Source organism: Subtercola endophyticus (genome assembly GCF_021044565.1).
GTDB lineage: Bacteria > Actinomycetota > Actinomycetes > Actinomycetales > Microbacteriaceae > Subtercola > Subtercola endophyticus.
In genome coordinates, this window is the sequence record NZ_CP087997.1 from 3,269,378 (window position 1) to 3,284,224 (window position 14,847).

Below are 14,847 nucleotides of genomic sequence, written 5' to 3' on the forward strand. Positions count from 1 at the left end.
AGAAATTCGTCTCGACAGCCCCGGCGACATAAAGTTAACCTAGTATACGAATAGTTCATTGCGACACAAGGAGGTTTCTCGTGGACTCAGCGCAGCGGCCACGCACAGGCCCGCTCAGCGACCTGCACATCATCGATGTGTCGACGTATGTCGCGGGCCCCTCGGCCACACTGACCCTGGCGCAAATGGGGGCCGATGTCATTCGTATCGATCCTCTTGGCGGCGCACCCGACACCCGCCGCATGCCGCTCGCCCGCGATGGCAGCAGTCTCTATTGGGCGGGCCTGAACCGCGGCAAGCGGTCTGTCGAACTCGACCTTCGTTCGGAAGAGGGTAAAGACACGGTGCGTCGGCTTCTGGCGACCGAGGGCGAGGGGCGCGGCATCGTCATCACCAACGCGGTCGGCCAAGACTGGCTGTCGTACGATCAGCTTCGGCACACCAGATCCGACCTCATTCACGTTCAGCTCAACGGGCGCAGCGACGGCTCTTCGGCGGTCGACTACACCCTCAACGCAGAGACGGGCCTGCCGCTCATCACCGGCCCGGTGGGTACGAGTCTCGCGGTCAACCACGTTCTGCCGGCCTGGGATCTTCTGGCTGGCCGGCAGGCCGCGCTGGCGATACTCGCGGCGGAGCGCGCTCGAGCGAAAACCGGGCTCGGGCAATCGATCAGCGTCACTCTCGCCGACATTGCCGCAACGACGCTGGCCCAGCTCGGCTACGTGGCCGACGTCGTGCTGAACAACGCGGAACGCAAGCGAGAAGGCAATTCGCTCTATGGCACGTACGGCGCAGATTTCACCACAATCGACGGCGGCCGATTCATGATCGTCGCCCTCACCGGCCGGCATTGGCGCGGCCTGGTCGCACTGACCGGCGTCGAAAACGCCGTCGCCGGCATCGAATCGAGTCTGGCCATCGACTTCGGCGACGATGAGGTGCGCTACACCTATCGTGATCTCGCCTCGGCACTCTTCGCCCCGTGGTTCGCCGCGCGCAGCAGCGCTGAGACTCGGGCCCAGCTGGCCGCGAGCGCCGTGCTCTGGAGCGAGTACCGCACGGTTCGCGAGATGGCCATCGCGCCCGACGGGCTCGTTCGGCAGAGCACGCTCTTCGACGATGTCGACCACCCGGGCATCGGGGTCTACCCCGTGCCGCGGCAGGCAGCGACGATGAGCGGATGGTCGGCGGCACCCGCAACACCCGCCGCCTCGATCGGTCAGCACACCGAAGAAGTTCTCGCCGAATGGCTCGACTCCCAGAAGATAGGCCGGTGACCGTTGTGCGTGCCGTGCAATTCGACTTTCCCGGTGGCCGCGAGACGCTCCGTTACCGCGAAGCCCCCGAGCCCGAACTGGCCTCCGGCGAGGTCTTGGTTCGTTTCGAGGCCTCGGCCGTGAACCCGGCCGACCTCAAGATCAGCGGCGGCAGCATCGCGCCGCGTGCCGGAACGTCGCCGTACACACTGGGCTGGGACATCGTCGGCACGATAGAGCGGCGTGCTGACGGTGCTGAGACGTTCGAGGTGGGCGACAGGGTCGTCGGCATGGTGAGAATGGCTTCGACCGGGCGCGGTACGTGGTCGCAATTCGTCGCGGTGCCCGCCGCATCCATCACCCTGGCACCTGCGGCCATCGAGCCGGCCGTGCTCGCCCAGCTGCCTCTCGTCGGCCTCACTGCCCTGAAGGCGATCGAAAAACTGGCGCCGTCGGCCGGCGACCGGGTTCTCGTGGTCGGCGCCGGCGGAGCGGTGGGCGGCTGCACGGTGCAAATGCTCGCCCGCCTCGGGGTCGAGTGCCATGCCCTCGTGCGCACACCCGAGCAGGCAGAGCAGCTCCGCACGAACCCGTCGATCGCAGCCGTCTACTGTGGCGAGGCCCCTGCCGATTCTTTCCATTCGATCATCGACGCCGCGGGAATCGATGCCTCCGCTGCCGTGCGGGCCGGCGGTACCTATATAACGTGCGTGCCGGGAACCCTGCCTGATCAGCTCGAGTCGAAGGGTGCGGCCGGAGCGACGGCGATCGTGCCCGAATCGGGTTCTCAGATTGCGCTCTTGCTCGACCATCTCGCAGACGGCAGTCTGCACCTGCAGAATCCCGACATCTTTCGACTCGACGATTTCGAAGCCGCGCTCACCTCGTTTGCGAGCCGCACCGGCCGCCGCACGGTACTCGTCGCATGACCGGGCCGACGGCGATTCGCCTCGACTGGGCAATCAAGCAGAGTTTTCTCGAATACGTGTCTGGTCTCGACGATGGCGAGATCAGCGCCGCAGAACCAGCGACCGTCACGGGCCTCGGGCCGTTCTCGTTCACCGCCGAGGCAGACCAGCGCCTCGACATCGCCACCGGATTCGGTGTTCTTCGATTCCGCGGCCGCGCGGTCGTGAGCGGGCACTTCGGAATGATGAGTGTCACCATCACCGACCCCTGGGTGCAGATCGATGGCGATGGCGCCGCACTGACGATTCCCGACCCAGACCGCGATCCCGCCTCGGGCAAGCGCATCGAGATCGTGCGTCTGGCCGTCGAGGAGCCCTTTGCGCCGCAGGGCTTCACGGGCATCCCCTCGACCCTCACGGTAGAGGCGATCGGCGTCTTCAACGGGCAATACCAAAGCGGCACCGAGATGGATCCGGTCACGATCGTCTTTGCGACGCCGTGATGACCGACACGCGCACGACAGGGGCGCCGCGCCCCACTCCACACATTTTCGTCACATCGGAGGTACTAACAATGGCAACCCAGTCTGACCACGTCGTCGAGCGTGAGGCGCCGAACGACCCCAACGCCCGGCTTTCGCTCGTGGTCGAAGGGCGCACCGTTGAGGCAGATCGAGTCGTCTCGCTGACTCTGGTCGACCCGTCGGGCGCCAGCCTGCCGCGATGGACGCCCGGCTCCCACATCGATCTGCATCTCGGCGACGATCTGATTCGTCAGTACTCTCTGTCGTCGAGCACCTCCGACACCGAGAAGTGGCGCGTCAGCATTCTCAAAGAGGTCGACGGGGGTGGCGGCTCGCACGCCGTGCACGAGACCATCGCCGTCGGGTCGCCGGTCACCGTGAGCCTGCCTCGAAACAACTTCGTGCTGCAGCCCTCGAAGAACTACGTGTTCGTCGCCGGCGGCATCGGCATTACTCCCATCGTTCCGATGATCGAATCCGCAGAGCAGAGTGCCGCGAACTGGAACCTGGTCTACGCCGGGCGCACGCGCTCATCGATGGCATTCGTCGAAGACCTGGCCCATCACGGCGAGAAGGTCAGATTCGTCACCGGCGACACCGACGGCCGGCTGGATTTCGCCGCCTACTTCGCCGAGGTGCAGCCCGACACGCTGGTCTATGCCTGCGGGCCGGAGTCGTTGCTCACGGCGCTCGAGGCCGCAACCGCGCACTGGCCCGTCGACAGCCTGCACACCGAACGATTTGTCGGCAAAGAGATCGACGAATCGGCGGATGTCGACTTCGAGGTCGAATTCGCCGACAGCGGTCTGACGCTCACCATTCCAGCCGGGCGCTCGATTCTCGACATCGCAGAAGAGAACGACCTGCCGGTGATCTCCTCCTGCGGTGAGGGCACGTGCGGCACCTGCGAAACCGTGGTTCTGGCCGGGCTGCCCGACCATCGCGACTCGATTCTGACCGACAGCGAGAAAGCCGCGAACAAGTCGATGTTCATTTGCGTGTCGCGTTCGGTTGGGGGATGCCCGTTGAAGCTCGATCTCTAAAATTGCACACCACATGAACAACTCCGTATATTGTTGCCATACTTGCGCGGCCAAGCAGGCCCGCCACAACAGTGAGCCGAACACCTATGAACTCTGGCATCGTCTTCACCTCGGGCAGCGCCCGATGACGTCTGGCTCTGTTCCCGACGATTCCCCCGTCTCACAGACGAACCTGATTCGGCTGCGAATGGCGCTCGGCCGGCTGGGGCGCCTGCTGCGCCAGCAGAACAACGATGGCCTGCCCTACGCGCTCATCTCGCTCATCATGACGATTCACCGGCTCGAACCGGTCACAGCGAAAGAGCTGGCCGAGAGCGAGGGCGTCACACCGCCCGCGGTCACGCGTTCCCTCAATCGCCTGTTCGAGCTCGGTCTCATCTCTCGCGAAGAGGTCGCGACCGACCGGCGTGCTCAGTCGATTCGTCTGGCAGACCTGGGCGAGGCGAAGCGCATCGAACTCCTCGAAAAGCGAGAGATCTGGCTCACCGAGCACATCGACCAGCTCTCACCCGACGAGATCACCAAGTTGATCGACGCTCTGCCGGCACTCGAGAAGCTCACCAGCCTGCAGGTCACCGTCATCGAGCGTTGAGCACCAGCGGCAGCGTCAGGGGCGTACGAAGCGAGCGGCCACCCCACTCGAACGGCTGCTCGGCGAGCTGAGCATCGGGAAAACGCTCCGCCATCTGCCGGAACAACGCGACCGCCTCCATGCGCGCAAGACCGGCGCCGAGACACGAGTGGGTGCCCATGCCGAAACCGATGTGCATGCGGCTCTCTCTGCGCTGAATGTCGAGCGAATCGGGGTTCGTGAACACCGACGGGTCGCGGTTCGCCGCCGCGAGCACGCCGATGACGGTGTCGCCGACCTCGATCTGCACGCCGTCGATCTCTCGAGCCTGCGCTGCGACATAGGGCAAGAAGTGCGCCGGTGTGACGAAGCGGGTCAGTTCCTCGACCGCCTTCACGGCCAGGTCGGGTTCTGCGACGAGCGCCTCCCACTGATCGCGGTTGGTGAGCAGACTCAGCATTCCGATCGTGAGCAGATTGCTGGTGGTCTCGTGCCCGGCGAAGATCATCAGAGCGACCATCGCCTTCGACTCGTCGTGGGTCATCGCTCCGGAGCGCTCCGAGTCGATCAGCGCCGCGATGAGGCCGGTTGTCGCACCGGATGCCCGCTGCCTCTCGAGCAGCGATTCGATGTAGTCCATCAGCCCCCTGTAGGCGTCGGCCCCCTCTAGGGCGGACTCCTCGGAATCGGCGTTGAACTTGTTCTCGGCGATACGTTTCGCCCACTCGTGAATCTGCTCGAGATCGCCCAGAGGAATACCCAGCAGGTCGCCGAGCACCGTCAGCGGAAGCGTGTACGCGAAGCGCTTGAAGTCGACGACACCGTCGACCGCAGCCAGCTCGTCGAGCCCCTGAGTGACCCGCGCCGTGACCTTCTCCTCCATCTCGGCCTTCAGCGAGCGCAGGGCGAACGGGGGTTGAACCAGGGCCTTGATGCGCGGATGGTCGGGCGGATCCAGTCGCACCAGCTGCTGAAACTCCTGATCGAGCACAGCATCGAAGGCGTCGCGCCCTTCGACGGAGAAGCGCTCGCGCGCCTCTTCGTAACGCTGAGAGTGCTTCGTCGCGGCTCTGCTGTAGAGCAGATTGTCGTCTCCGAGCAGCTCTCGAACGTCTTTGTACCGGCTCAGCACCACGGCGTCGCTCAGCCGCCAGACCGGATGCTCGTCGCGCAACTGGTTCCAGGTGGGAAACGGATCCGCGAGCATCTCCGCATCGCCGGCGAGCAGCAGCTGCACGCGCTCCTGCAAAGGAAGATCGACCTTGTTCGTCATAGTGACGACCTCAGACCGTCTTCGCAGGCAGTACGAACGGGTTCTCGAACGGCACGCCATTCGCCTCGGCCGCTTCGCGAATCCAGTCGCCGATCTCTGCGGCGATTTCGTGCGAGACGAGCTCGATCCACATGCCGGGCGCGTCGTCGTTGTAGTGGAACGTGGCGCGGGCGATGCCCCCGTTCTCGTCGATGCCAGAAAGCTCTCGCCGGTAGCCACGCGATTCGAGGTCTGCCGCTGCGCCGACGAGGTCATCCGTGAAGTAGCCGAGATGGTGCACGTACCGGCCGCCGGTCAGGTTGAGGTAGGGCGACGCGTCGATCTGCTCGAGCAGTTCGATGTAGTGCGGGCCCTGCAGGGAGTAGGTGAAGCGCACCTCGCGCCCGACAACCCCATCGGGGCACAGCAGCGGCACCGTCGAGGTGCGGGGCGGTGCCCACAGCAGGTCGAGCGCAGGGCCCATCCGATCCATCGCCTTTTGCAGATCATCGACGATGATTCCGGTGTGATAGAGCTTCAGCATCGGCTTTGATGACATGGCTTCCTCCAGTGAAAAGCATGCGCCCGAAACGGCGTCACACAAATACTACACATAGCTAACTAGTTCTTCTACTGCGCTATCGTGCTCTCGGCGAAGAGGGCATACGACCGGTCGTCTGGCAGCCGGGCGCTGCTCTCGCCGATCGTGATGTCGGCGACAATCTGCTCGTACACGAAGTCGCGCCGGTAGAAGCGGCTGTCGATGGCCCAGCGGCCGTCGCGCTTCGACAACGCATCGAGATAACGACCGTAGACGCTGCGCACGATGAAGTCGTCGCCCTCCTGACGAATGAGGGTGGCGTTGACGTAGGTCTCGCTCGCGGCGTGGTCGCCGTTCACTTCGATCGTGTAATTCGACATCTGATGATGGCTCGTCACGAGAGTGCGGTTGTATTCGTTCAGCCAGTCGATGAGGTCGTGGCCGGAGCCGGTGAAAATGCCAGGCCCGTAGTCGCCCACACCGTCTTCGTGAAAAATCGAGTAGCCGATCTCGTTGTCGACCCGATCCATGGCGCGAAAGTAGCGGAGCAACACGTTCTGTATTTCTTGCTGCGCAATCACATCGTCGAGAGTCATCACAGAGTCCTTTCGTCATTGTAAGGAGGGAGTTCCCCGGCCTAGCATATGACTACTTTACCAAGCTAACTAATGAAAGTAGGATGTTCGGCGGAGGTTGATTGCATCGTGGCACGTATCCCCGGGGCGTGGCCGAACGTACTGCGCTTCGCAGCGATGGTGCTCGTTTGGGGCTCGAGCTTTCTGCTGATCAAACTGTCGCTCGGGGCCTTTTCGGTGCCGCAGATCGCCCTGCTGCGCGTGTTCTTCGGCGCCACCGTGCTGGGCATCATCATGCTGACGACTCGCCGCAGACTGCCGCGCAGCCGCCGATTGTGGGGGCACATGGCCGTCGTCGGGGCCGCGCAGTGCGGGCTTCCCTTCATCATGACGGCCTGGTCGGGGCAGTATCTGCCGAGCAGCCTGTCGAGCATCTTCAATGCCATCGCCCCGACGATGACTGTCGCCTTCACCCCTCTGCTGCTGAAAAGCGAGCGCCTGACTCGAGTGCAGGTACTGGGCGTGGTCATCGGCATCGTGGGGGTGCTGGTCTTGATCGGTCCCTGGCGGTTTCTCGATCTGTCACACCTGGCCGATACGCTTCCGGCACAGCTGGTCATGCTCTGTTCCGCTACGGTTTACGCGTTCGGTCTGGTGTACATGCGCCGTTTCGTCTCGGTGTCAGGCCACGATGCCGTCACCATCTCGTTCCTGCAAGTCTCACTGGCCTCGCTTCCGCTGCTCATCCTGATTCCCGCGGCGGTCACGGTCTCGGTCACCTTCAGCCTGGTGCCGGTCGGGGCGATCCTGATTCTGGGCTGCATCGGCACCGGGGTCGCCTACATCTGGAACACGCGCATCGTGCGGGACTGGGGTGCAACGAGGGCCTCGACGGTCACCTACCTGATGCCGATGGTCGGCGTCATTCTGGGCGTCGTGGTGCTCGGCGAAACGATCGACTGGAACGAGCCGATCGGGGGCGCGCTGATTCTCGCGGGCGTGGTCACCAGTCAGCTCGGTGCCGCGCACCGCCGCGCGGTCGGCGTCTCTTCGCCCGTCGTCACGTGACGCCCATCGCCCGCCGGAGCCGATCGGCCGCTAGAAGCCCAGCCCCTGCAGCAGCTCGAGGCCGCGCTCGGCCCAGGCGGCATCAGCATGCTGTGTCGCTCGCGGCGCTACGATGTCGGGCATGCACCTCGACAAAGCCGGGTCGGTCTTCATTTTGCGACTCGATGAGACAGAGAACCGATTCAACGTGGAGTGGGTCGCCGAGTTCATGCGCCTGTTCGACACAGTCGAAGCACAACCGGGCCGCAAGGCACTTGTGACGGCCGGCGTTGGTAAGTTCTGGTCGAACGGTCTTGATCTCGACGGGGTGCTCGCGAATCCCGAGAGCGCCGGTGCGCTCGCCTCCGTCGTGCACGAGATGCTCGCGCGGGTTCTGAGCGGCAATCTTGTGACGATCGCGGCCATCCAAGGCCATGCGTTCGCGGCCGGGGCGATGCTCGCGCTGGCACACGACTACCGTGTCATGCGCGCAGATCGTGGCTACCTCTGTCTGCCCGAGGTCGACATCAAGATTCCCTTCACCACCGGAATGACCGCCCTGCTCACCAGCAAGCTGACCCCGAACGTCGCTCGCGACGCCATGGTGACCGGGCGCCGCTATGCAGCCGAAGCGGCGCTGGCGGCCGGACTCGTCGACGAAGTCTCGAACGAGTCAGAGCTGGTCGACCGCGCGGTGGAACTCGCCGAGTCGCTTGCCGACAAAGATTCGAGAACCGTCGCCGCCATCAAGTCAACGCTCTACGCCGAGCCGCTGCGGGCTCTGCGGCAAAGCGATGGCAACGCGCTCGACCTGCCCCGCTGATTTTCCCGCGACGCCGGAACGAGGCCCGCGACCGCACTGCTATTCTTGAAGCGCTTCACACATGCGGATGTAGTTCAATGGCAGAACTTCAGCTTCCCAAGCTGATAGCGCGGGTTCGATTCCCGTCATCCGCTCCGAAACAGCCGGGCAGCGATCATCCACTGCCCCGCTACACCCGAGCGCAGCCGAATCAGGCGTCGGCGATCATTCCACGCACGCTGACGAGATGCTCGATCATCAGCCGCTCGGCATCGGCGACGCGACCGCCTTCGACGGCCTCGTAGATCGCGAGGTGCTCGTCGTGGGCGAGACGCCGTGCCTTCTTCGTGCGGTGGGAGTCGATTTCGACGTCGCTGGTCCACTCCATGGTCATGGCGTGCAGGCGAGCGATGAGCAGATTGCCCGAGGCCTGCGCGAGAAGCGAGTGAAACCGCAACGACTGCTCGAGTGAGGCCGATGGGGTGAGGTCTTGTGCCGTGGTAGCGAGATTGTCACGCAGCTGGGCGAGGCTGGCACGCGTTGCGCGAAGGGCTGCAAGGCCGGCAGCACGCGGCTCGATGAGCTCGCGCAGTTCGGTTGCGTCGCGCAGGTGCCCAGGCGCGATGAGGGTGTCGAGGTTCGCCAGCTCATCGGCGGCCGTCGTCGGGCCGAGCACGGTGGTTCCGCGACCCTGCTCGCGGGAGATGAGGCGGCGGGATTCGAGTTCGCGCAACGCTTCACGAAGGGAATTGCGAGAGACGCCGAGCTGAGTCGCCATCTCTCGTTCGGGCGGCAGTCGCTCACCGGGAGTGAGCTCACCGCTCGTGATGAGCGCTTCGAGCCGCTGCACGATCGACATGCTCACGCTGCGCGACTCGTGCTCGATCGTGAACGAGACCTTGCCTGCCACTCTGCACCTCCGTCGATCGAGTCTAGTGGGCATGGGCCACTCAAGTGGTAGTACCAAAGGGCCAATGTTTCGGGCGGATTTCGGGGCCGTAACCACTGTGAAACCATCTGCGGCCACGACGGCTGTCACGCGATCGCAGTGGCTACTATCGAAAATAGGTAGGGCCAATGATCCAATTTGCACAAACTCCTGGAGGAATCATGTCGTCGTCGTTTCAGGCCGGAAAGAATCTGGTCGACCGCCGCGGTTTTCTGCGCATGGCCGGACTCACCGGAATCGCCGTCGGTGGAGCCGCGGTGCTCGCCGCCTGCAGTTCGCCGAGCTCAACGTCGGTAGCGGGGTCGGCCACGGCCTCCGGCGCGGCGAACTACGGCACGATCGCCTTGCAGTTCTCGTGGATCAAGAACATCGAATTCTCGGGCGAGTATTTCGCAACCGAGAAGGGCTATTACACCGACGCGGGCTTCGACGCCGTGACGCTGCTCGCGGGCGGCAGCCAGACTACCGCTGAGTCGGTGGTTCTCTCGGGCCAGGCACTGGTCGGGCTCTCGTCTCCATCGATCACCGCACCCTCGATCATCAATGAGCAGGCCCCGCTCAAGATCATCGGCGCCACGTACCAGAAGAATCCGTTCTGCCTGCTCTCCCTCAAGGAGAAGACTCCCATCGCCACAGTCGCCGATCTGAAGGGCAAGACGGTGGCGGTGAATCCTGGTGCCGACGGAATCTTCAAGGGCTTTCTCACCGCGAACGGCCTGTCGAGCTCCGACGTCACGATGGTCGCCGCGCAGTACAGCGCGAGCATCATCGAGACCGGTGGCGCCGACGCCTATCTGGCCTATGTGAACGACGAGCCCTACTTGGTGCAGGCCGACGGCTTCACCCCGGTCATCCTGTCGCTCGCCGACAACGGACTGCCGTTGGTGGCCGAGACTTTCACCGTGACTCAAGACTCGATCGACACGAAACGCGACCTGCTGAAGGCGTTCTTGGTCGCCGAGATCAAAGGCTGGACCGACGCCATCAAAGACCCCAATCAGTCGGCCGACTATGCGGTCAACAAGTACGGCAAAGACCAAGGCCTCGACCTGGCCGAGCAAGTGAAAGAGGCAAACGGCCAGATTCCGGTCGTCGTCACGGCCGAGACCGACACGAACGGACTATTCACCATGTCGGACGCCCTCATCAAGGCGAACATCGACGCACTCGGGGCAATGGGTTACACCATCGCAGCTACCGATCTCTTCGACCTGACCCTGCTCAAAGAGGTCTATGCCGAAAACCCGTCGCTCATCGTTCCGCTGGCGAGCTGATGCCGACTCCGCATATCGAGGCCGCCGCCGGAGACTTCGCACCGACCGTGCTCATGCCAGGCGACCCGCGCCGAGCGAAACGCATCGCAGAGACATTCTTCGACGCCCCCCGACTGGTCACCGAGGTGCGCGGCATTCTCGGCTACACCGGCACGTACGAGGGGATGCCCGTTTCGGTGCTCGCGTCGGGCATGGGCATGCCGTCGATGACCATCTACGCCACCGAACTCGTTCGCGAGTACGGCGCCCGCACGCTCATCCGCGTCGGCACCGCCGGGGCCCTGCAGCCCGATATCGGCCTGGGCGGCATCATCGCAGCATCGGCAGCCCACACTGACTCCAGCATGAGTCAGCTCCGGATCCCCGGGGTGAACTTCAGCCACAGCCCCTCCTTCGCGCTGCTGCGCGGCGCCGCAGACGTGGCGGATGAGGCGGGTCTCACCCTGCACGTCGGCCCGGTCTTCAGCACCGACCACTTCTATCTGCAGCGCCCGGGGCTCATCGAGGCACTCACGGCGCACGGGGTGCTGGGCGTCGACATGGAGGCGGCGGCGCTCTATGCCGTCGCCTCCAGCGAAGGCGTGCGCGCGCTCGCTCTGCTCACGGCCAGTGATTCGTTCGTGACAGGCGACGTCATGACTCCCGAAGAGCGCGAGACGGTCTTCGAGAACACCGTGCGTTGCGCTCTGGGTGCCGCGCAGGCGGTCGCCGCGTGACCGGTGCCGACGCCGATGCCGCTGGCGACGCCGCCGCCGACCCGGGTGGCAGCTCGACCCCGGTCACCGCCGATCTGGTCATCGCCGATCTGGTCATCGAAGACGTCACCGCGCTGGTCCACGGTGTCGACGGGGCCATCTCGTTTCTCGATCACGCCACCATCGTCGTGACGAACGGTGCAATCGCGTCGGTGTCCGCGGGGGTACCCGCAGGTTCGGTGGCCGCGACCGAGCGCATTCGGGCATCCGGCCGCCTGGCGATGCCGGGCTTCATCAATTGCCACACGCATTCGCCGATGGTGATGTTTCGGGGCGCTGCCGAAGACATTCCCATCGAACGGTGGTTCAACGACTTCATCTGGCCGATGGAGGTGAACATGACCGACGACGACGTCGAGGTGGCGGCACGCCTGGCTGCGGCCGAAATGATCCAGTCGGGGGTGACGACGTTCGCCGATCACTACTTCTCGATGCCCACCATCGCGCGCGTGGTCGACGAGACGGGCCTGCGGGCCAACCTCGGCTCCACATTCTTCTCATCTGACAGCACCGGCCTCGAAACGTCGCTCGACTTCGCCCTGACCCACCGAGGCGCTGCCGGCGGCCGCATCACGACTTCGCTCGCCCCGCACGCGCCCTACACGGTCACCGACGCCGACCTCGCCCTGACCGCCGCAGCCGCACTCGCGAACGACCTGATGATTCACGTGCACGCCGGCGAGACGCGCAAACAAACGCACCAGACCCGCGACCGGCGCGGAAAGACGCCGGTCCAGATTCTCGCCGACACGGGAATTCTGCATGCCCGAACCCTCATCGCCCACGGAATCGGCATCATGCCCGAAGATTCCGTGGCGCTGCTCGCCGCCGCCGACCACGTGGGCGTCGCCACGGCGCCGCGCGGATATCTGAAAGAGACCGCCGACACCACCCCCGTGCGGCTGCTGGAATCCCTCGGGGTCGCGGTGGGCCTCGGCACCGATGGCGCCGCCTCGAACAACACGCTCGACGTCTGGGAATCGATGACCTTTCTCACCCTGGTGCAGAAGGCCTTCGAAGGTGACCCCACCTGGCTCACCTCAGAGCACGCTCTGCGCATCGCAACCCTCGGCAGCGCCCGCGCGATCGGCCTCGCCGGCGTGATCGGCTCGCTCGCCCCGGGTCACCGCGCCGATATCGTTCTGGTCGATCTCGACAACGCTCGCAGCCAGCCCATTCACTCGATGGCGAACACCATTGTGCATGCCGCGCGCTCGTCTGACGTGGTCACCACCATCGTCGACGGGCGCATCTTGATGCTCGAACGGCAACTGACGACCATCGACCTGCCCGCGGTGATCGCCGACCTACGGCCGCGCCTCGACCGTCTTACCGAGCGCGACCACGGCGAGTCTCTGCAGAGCTACGGCATCTGACTCGGTGCCGTGCCGCCTGAGCTCGGCACCAGTCGCATCACCCGGCTAGCGTTGACGGTGTGAATCGTACCGCCCGGCTCTACGCCATCGTCGAGCAGTTGCGCGCCGTGGCACCCCGGCCGCGCAGCGCCCGCTGGCTCGCCGAGCGCTTCGAGGTGAGCCAGCGCACCATCGAACGCGATGTCAGCGCCCTGCAGCAGTCGGGCACCCCCATCTGGGCCGAGCCGGGCCGCACCGGCGGGTACTGTCTCGACTCCGGCCGCACACTGCCGCCGATCAACTTCACTCCCGATGAGGCCGTGGCGCTCACGGTCGGGCTCCGGATGCTCGAAGACTCGCCCTTTCGTGCCGCAGGCCTTTCGGCGCTGCAGAAGGTGGTCACGGCCATGCATCCGGCCGATGCGGCGTCGGCGCGCGACTTGGCCGAGCGCATCCATCTGCTCGGGGACGGGCATCCGGTGCCCGGAGTTCCCCGGAACGTAGCCGACGCGCTCTCGACCGGGCACGTGCTGCGCATCGACTACGTCGACAAGTCGGGCGGCGCCACCCAGCGCGACATCGAACCGCTCGGCTACGTCGGCTCAGGCGCGCACTGGTATCTGCTGGCCTGGTGCCGCCTGCGCGACGGCATCCGCGCGTTTCGCATCGACCGCATCGGGGACGTCTTCGTGCTGGCAGAAACGCCCGCGCCACGCACGCTGAGCGCCACAGACCTCGAGATACCGTTCGGGGTGCTCACGCGACTCGATCTCGACTAGCCGGGTGGCCACGCCGCCGGCTCGCCGCGTCGCCGAGGTGCCCGCCGTCAGCGTTGCACCGCGAACTTCGCCACCGCCTCAGGCGACACCGGCGTGAAGAAATTCACCAGTGTTCCATCGGGGTCGCGCACCAGCAGCGAGCGGTTTCCCCACGGCATGGTCGTCGGCACTGTCACCACGTCAGAGACCCAGACGCGGAGCTGTTCGTAGAGGGCATCGACGTCGTCGACGAGAAACTCGATGATGGCGGTGTGGTTGTCGGCCGGCCTCGCCGCACCCGGCCCGAACAGCCCCACGGTGCGGGTGCTGCCGATGGCCAGAGTGCCGCTGGCCACACCGCCTTCTGTGCCGGTCGTCGTGCGCACCTCGGCGAAATCGTCGGTCGACCAGGTCGCCGTCGTCTGCAGCGCCCGCTCGTAAAAGGCCACAAGGGCGGCGACGTTGTCGGTGATGAGTCGAATCGAGACGAGATTCATGAACGTAAACCTTTCGCAGAGCTGTCGAGAACCTCTCGACACGCTCCAGTCTCTCGGCCCGCCGCGACAACCCCCTGTCGGTGTTTTGCGGCAACTATGCTGCTGACTGGAGGTACAACATGGTGAAACTGATGATCGTGGTCGGCAGCGTGCGCCCCGGCCGGGTCGGTCTGCCGATCGCCGAGTGGGTCGCCGAGGCCGCCCGAACGCACGGCGGTTTCGACGTCGACTTCTGCGACCTGGCCGAGCTCGCCCTGCCGTTCATGGATGAACCGAAGCACCCCCGCCTGCACGACTACCAGCACGAGCACACCAAGGCCTGGAGCGCCCGAGTCGCCGCCACCGAGGCCTTCATCTTCGTCACGCCAGAGTACAACTACAGCTTCTCGCCCGCGCTCAAGAACGCGATCGACTACCTTTTTCGGGAGTGGCACCGCAAACCCGTCGCCTGCGTGACCTACGGCGGAGCATCCAGCGGCACCCGTGCCGTGGCGGCCCTGCGCCCGGTGATGGCGGCGACCGGCATGGTCAACGCAATGGCCGGCATCGAGATCGGTTTCGTCGCCACCCACATGCACGAGGGCGCCTTCGAGCCGACGGATGCCCATTCCGCCGCCCTGGCGGCCGTCTTCGCCGAGCTGGCCATCCTGGCCCCCGAACTCGCCGCCCTGCGCACCAGACTCTTCGGCTGACGCACCGACCGCCGTGCGCCCATGAGGTCGTTACGACACTCGTGA

General features: G+C 65.0%; 17 protein-coding genes and 1 tRNA gene. 13 read left to right on the top strand and 5 right to left on the bottom strand.

The window, feature by feature from the left end; genetic code table 11:
• Positions 1-80 precede the first annotated feature (80 nt).
• From LQ955_RS15165 to LQ955_RS15185, 5 genes are all read left to right on the top strand, one after another.
• Positions 81-1,280: a CoA transferase gene (locus tag LQ955_RS15165; protein WP_231025336.1), complete on the top strand. Its 1,200-nt coding sequence runs from the start codon at positions 81-83 to the stop codon at positions 1,278-1,280.
• Positions 1,277-2,188 (top strand): alcohol dehydrogenase catalytic domain-containing protein, encoded by a 912-nt coding sequence (locus LQ955_RS15170; RefSeq protein WP_231025337.1) that lies wholly within the window; start codon positions 1,277-1,279, stop codon positions 2,186-2,188. Before LQ955_RS15165 ends, LQ955_RS15170 begins: the two co-directional genes overlap by 4 nt.
• Positions 2,185-2,670, top strand: coding sequence for an HtaA domain-containing protein (locus LQ955_RS15175; protein ID WP_231025338.1), 486 nt, complete (start codon positions 2,185-2,187; stop codon positions 2,668-2,670). Before LQ955_RS15170 ends, LQ955_RS15175 begins: the two co-directional genes overlap by 4 nt.
• Before the next feature lie 71 nt (positions 2,671-2,741).
• Positions 2,742-3,734 (top strand): PDR/VanB family oxidoreductase, encoded by a 993-nt coding sequence (locus tag LQ955_RS15180; protein ID WP_231025339.1) that lies wholly within the window; start codon positions 2,742-2,744, stop codon positions 3,732-3,734.
• 124 nt (positions 3,735-3,858) lie between these two features.
• Positions 3,859-4,326, top strand: coding sequence for a MarR family winged helix-turn-helix transcriptional regulator (locus LQ955_RS15185; RefSeq protein ID WP_231025340.1), 468 nt, complete (start codon positions 3,859-3,861; stop codon positions 4,324-4,326).
• Here the strand turns inward: LQ955_RS15185 and LQ955_RS15190 are convergent.
• The 3 genes from LQ955_RS15190 to LQ955_RS15200 all read right to left on the bottom strand — a co-directional run bounded on the left by LQ955_RS15190 (position 4,313) and on the right by LQ955_RS15200 (position 6,694).
• A complete protein-coding gene (locus LQ955_RS15190) occupies positions 4,313-5,578 on the bottom strand; it encodes a cytochrome P450 (RefSeq protein ID WP_231025341.1) in 1,266 nt (421 codons plus the stop codon). The genes LQ955_RS15185 and LQ955_RS15190 overlap by 14 nt on opposite strands.
• A 10-nt stretch (positions 5,579-5,588) precedes the next feature.
• A complete protein-coding gene (locus tag LQ955_RS15195) occupies positions 5,589-6,116 on the bottom strand; it encodes a VOC family protein (RefSeq protein WP_231025342.1) in 528 nt (175 codons plus the stop codon).
• Between the two features lie 71 nt (positions 6,117-6,187).
• The gene (locus tag LQ955_RS15200; RefSeq protein ID WP_231025343.1) at positions 6,188-6,694 is read right to left on the bottom strand and encodes a nuclear transport factor 2 family protein; all 507 of its coding nucleotides are present in this window, start codon (positions 6,692-6,694) and stop codon (positions 6,188-6,190) included.
• A 108-nt stretch (positions 6,695-6,802) separates the two neighbouring features.
• On the opposite strand from LQ955_RS15200, the gene LQ955_RS15205 reads away from it, so the two are divergent.
• From LQ955_RS15205 to LQ955_RS15215, 3 genes are all read left to right on the top strand, one after another.
• Complete coding sequence (locus LQ955_RS15205) at positions 6,803-7,741, top strand: DMT family transporter (RefSeq protein WP_231025344.1); 939 nt, start codon at positions 6,803-6,805, stop codon at positions 7,739-7,741.
• Between the two features lie 121 nt (positions 7,742-7,862).
• A complete protein-coding gene (locus tag LQ955_RS15210) occupies positions 7,863-8,543 on the top strand; it encodes an enoyl-CoA hydratase/isomerase family protein (protein ID WP_231025345.1) in 681 nt (226 codons plus the stop codon).
• Positions 8,544-8,606: 63 nt separating this feature from the next.
• Positions 8,607-8,677: transfer RNA gene (locus LQ955_RS15215), tRNA-Gly, on the top strand.
• Between the two features lie 56 nt (positions 8,678-8,733).
• Here the strand turns inward: LQ955_RS15215 and LQ955_RS15220 are convergent.
• On the bottom strand, positions 8,734-9,432 hold the full coding sequence (locus LQ955_RS15220) for a FadR/GntR family transcriptional regulator (protein WP_231025346.1): 699 nt from the start codon (positions 9,430-9,432) through the stop codon (positions 8,734-8,736).
• Positions 9,433-9,632: 200 nt separating this feature from the next.
• Here LQ955_RS15220 and LQ955_RS15225 point away from each other — a divergent pair, with 200 nt between their 5' ends.
• The 4 genes from LQ955_RS15225 to LQ955_RS15240 are packed head-to-tail and all read left to right on the top strand — an operon-like array spanning position 9,633 to position 13,634.
• Positions 9,633-10,745 (top strand): ABC transporter substrate-binding protein, encoded by a 1,113-nt coding sequence (locus tag LQ955_RS15225; protein WP_231025347.1) that lies wholly within the window; start codon positions 9,633-9,635, stop codon positions 10,743-10,745.
• Positions 10,745-11,461: a purine-nucleoside phosphorylase gene (deoD, locus tag LQ955_RS15230; RefSeq protein ID WP_231025348.1), complete on the top strand. Its 717-nt coding sequence runs from the start codon at positions 10,745-10,747 to the stop codon at positions 11,459-11,461. The genes LQ955_RS15225 and deoD overlap by 1 nt, the downstream gene beginning before the upstream one ends.
• Complete coding sequence (locus LQ955_RS15235) at positions 11,458-12,876, top strand: amidohydrolase (RefSeq protein ID WP_231025349.1); 1,419 nt, start codon at positions 11,458-11,460, stop codon at positions 12,874-12,876. Before deoD ends, LQ955_RS15235 begins: the two co-directional genes overlap by 4 nt.
• 59 nt (positions 12,877-12,935) lie before the next feature.
• A complete protein-coding gene (locus tag LQ955_RS15240; RefSeq protein WP_231025350.1) occupies positions 12,936-13,634 on the top strand; it encodes a helix-turn-helix transcriptional regulator in 699 nt (232 codons plus the stop codon).
• Positions 13,635-13,681: 47 nt separating this feature from the next.
• Here LQ955_RS15240 and LQ955_RS15245 read toward each other — a convergent pair whose 3' ends face one another.
• Positions 13,682-14,110 carry a VOC family protein gene (locus tag LQ955_RS15245; protein ID WP_231025351.1) on the bottom strand — a complete coding sequence of 143 codons (429 nt, stop codon included), beginning with the start codon at positions 14,108-14,110 and terminating at the stop codon, positions 13,682-13,684.
• Between the two features lie 119 nt (positions 14,111-14,229).
• Here LQ955_RS15245 and LQ955_RS15250 point away from each other — a divergent pair, with 119 nt between their 5' ends.
• A complete protein-coding gene (locus LQ955_RS15250; protein ID WP_231025352.1) occupies positions 14,230-14,802 on the top strand; it encodes an NADPH-dependent FMN reductase in 573 nt (190 codons plus the stop codon).
• The last annotated feature ends 45 nt before the right edge of the window (positions 14,803-14,847 follow it).

What these genes read in the sequence shown, in the direction of transcription:
- LQ955_RS15175 (WP_231025338.1), top strand. Translation starts at nt 2,185, where the DNA reads ATGACCGGGCCGACGGCGATTCGCCTCGACTGGGCAATCAAGCAGAGT.
- LQ955_RS15180 (WP_231025339.1), top strand. Translation starts at nt 2,742, where the DNA reads ATGGCAACCCAGTCTGACCACGTCGTCGAGCGTGAGGCGCCGAACGAC.
- LQ955_RS15185 (WP_231025340.1), top strand. Translation starts at nt 3,859, where the DNA reads ATGACGTCTGGCTCTGTTCCCGACGATTCCCCCGTCTCACAGACGAAC.
- LQ955_RS15190 (WP_231025341.1), bottom strand. Translation starts at nt 5,578, where the DNA reads ATGACGAACAAGGTCGATCTTCCTTTGCAGGAGCGCGTGCAGCTGCTG.
- LQ955_RS15195 (WP_231025342.1), bottom strand. Translation starts at nt 6,116, where the DNA reads ATGTCATCAAAGCCGATGCTGAAGCTCTATCACACCGGAATCATCGTC.
- LQ955_RS15200 (WP_231025343.1), bottom strand. Translation starts at nt 6,694, where the DNA reads ATGACTCTCGACGATGTGATTGCGCAGCAAGAAATACAGAACGTGTTG.
- LQ955_RS15210 (WP_231025345.1), top strand. Translation starts at nt 7,863, where the DNA reads ATGCACCTCGACAAAGCCGGGTCGGTCTTCATTTTGCGACTCGATGAG.
- LQ955_RS15225 (WP_231025347.1), top strand. Translation starts at nt 9,633, where the DNA reads ATGTCGTCGTCGTTTCAGGCCGGAAAGAATCTGGTCGACCGCCGCGGT.
- deoD (WP_231025348.1), top strand. Translation starts at nt 10,745, where the DNA reads ATGCCGACTCCGCATATCGAGGCCGCCGCCGGAGACTTCGCACCGACC.
- LQ955_RS15245 (WP_231025351.1), bottom strand. Translation starts at nt 14,110, where the DNA reads ATGAATCTCGTCTCGATTCGACTCATCACCGACAACGTCGCCGCCCTT.
- LQ955_RS15250 (WP_231025352.1), top strand. Translation starts at nt 14,230, where the DNA reads ATGGTGAAACTGATGATCGTGGTCGGCAGCGTGCGCCCCGGCCGGGTC.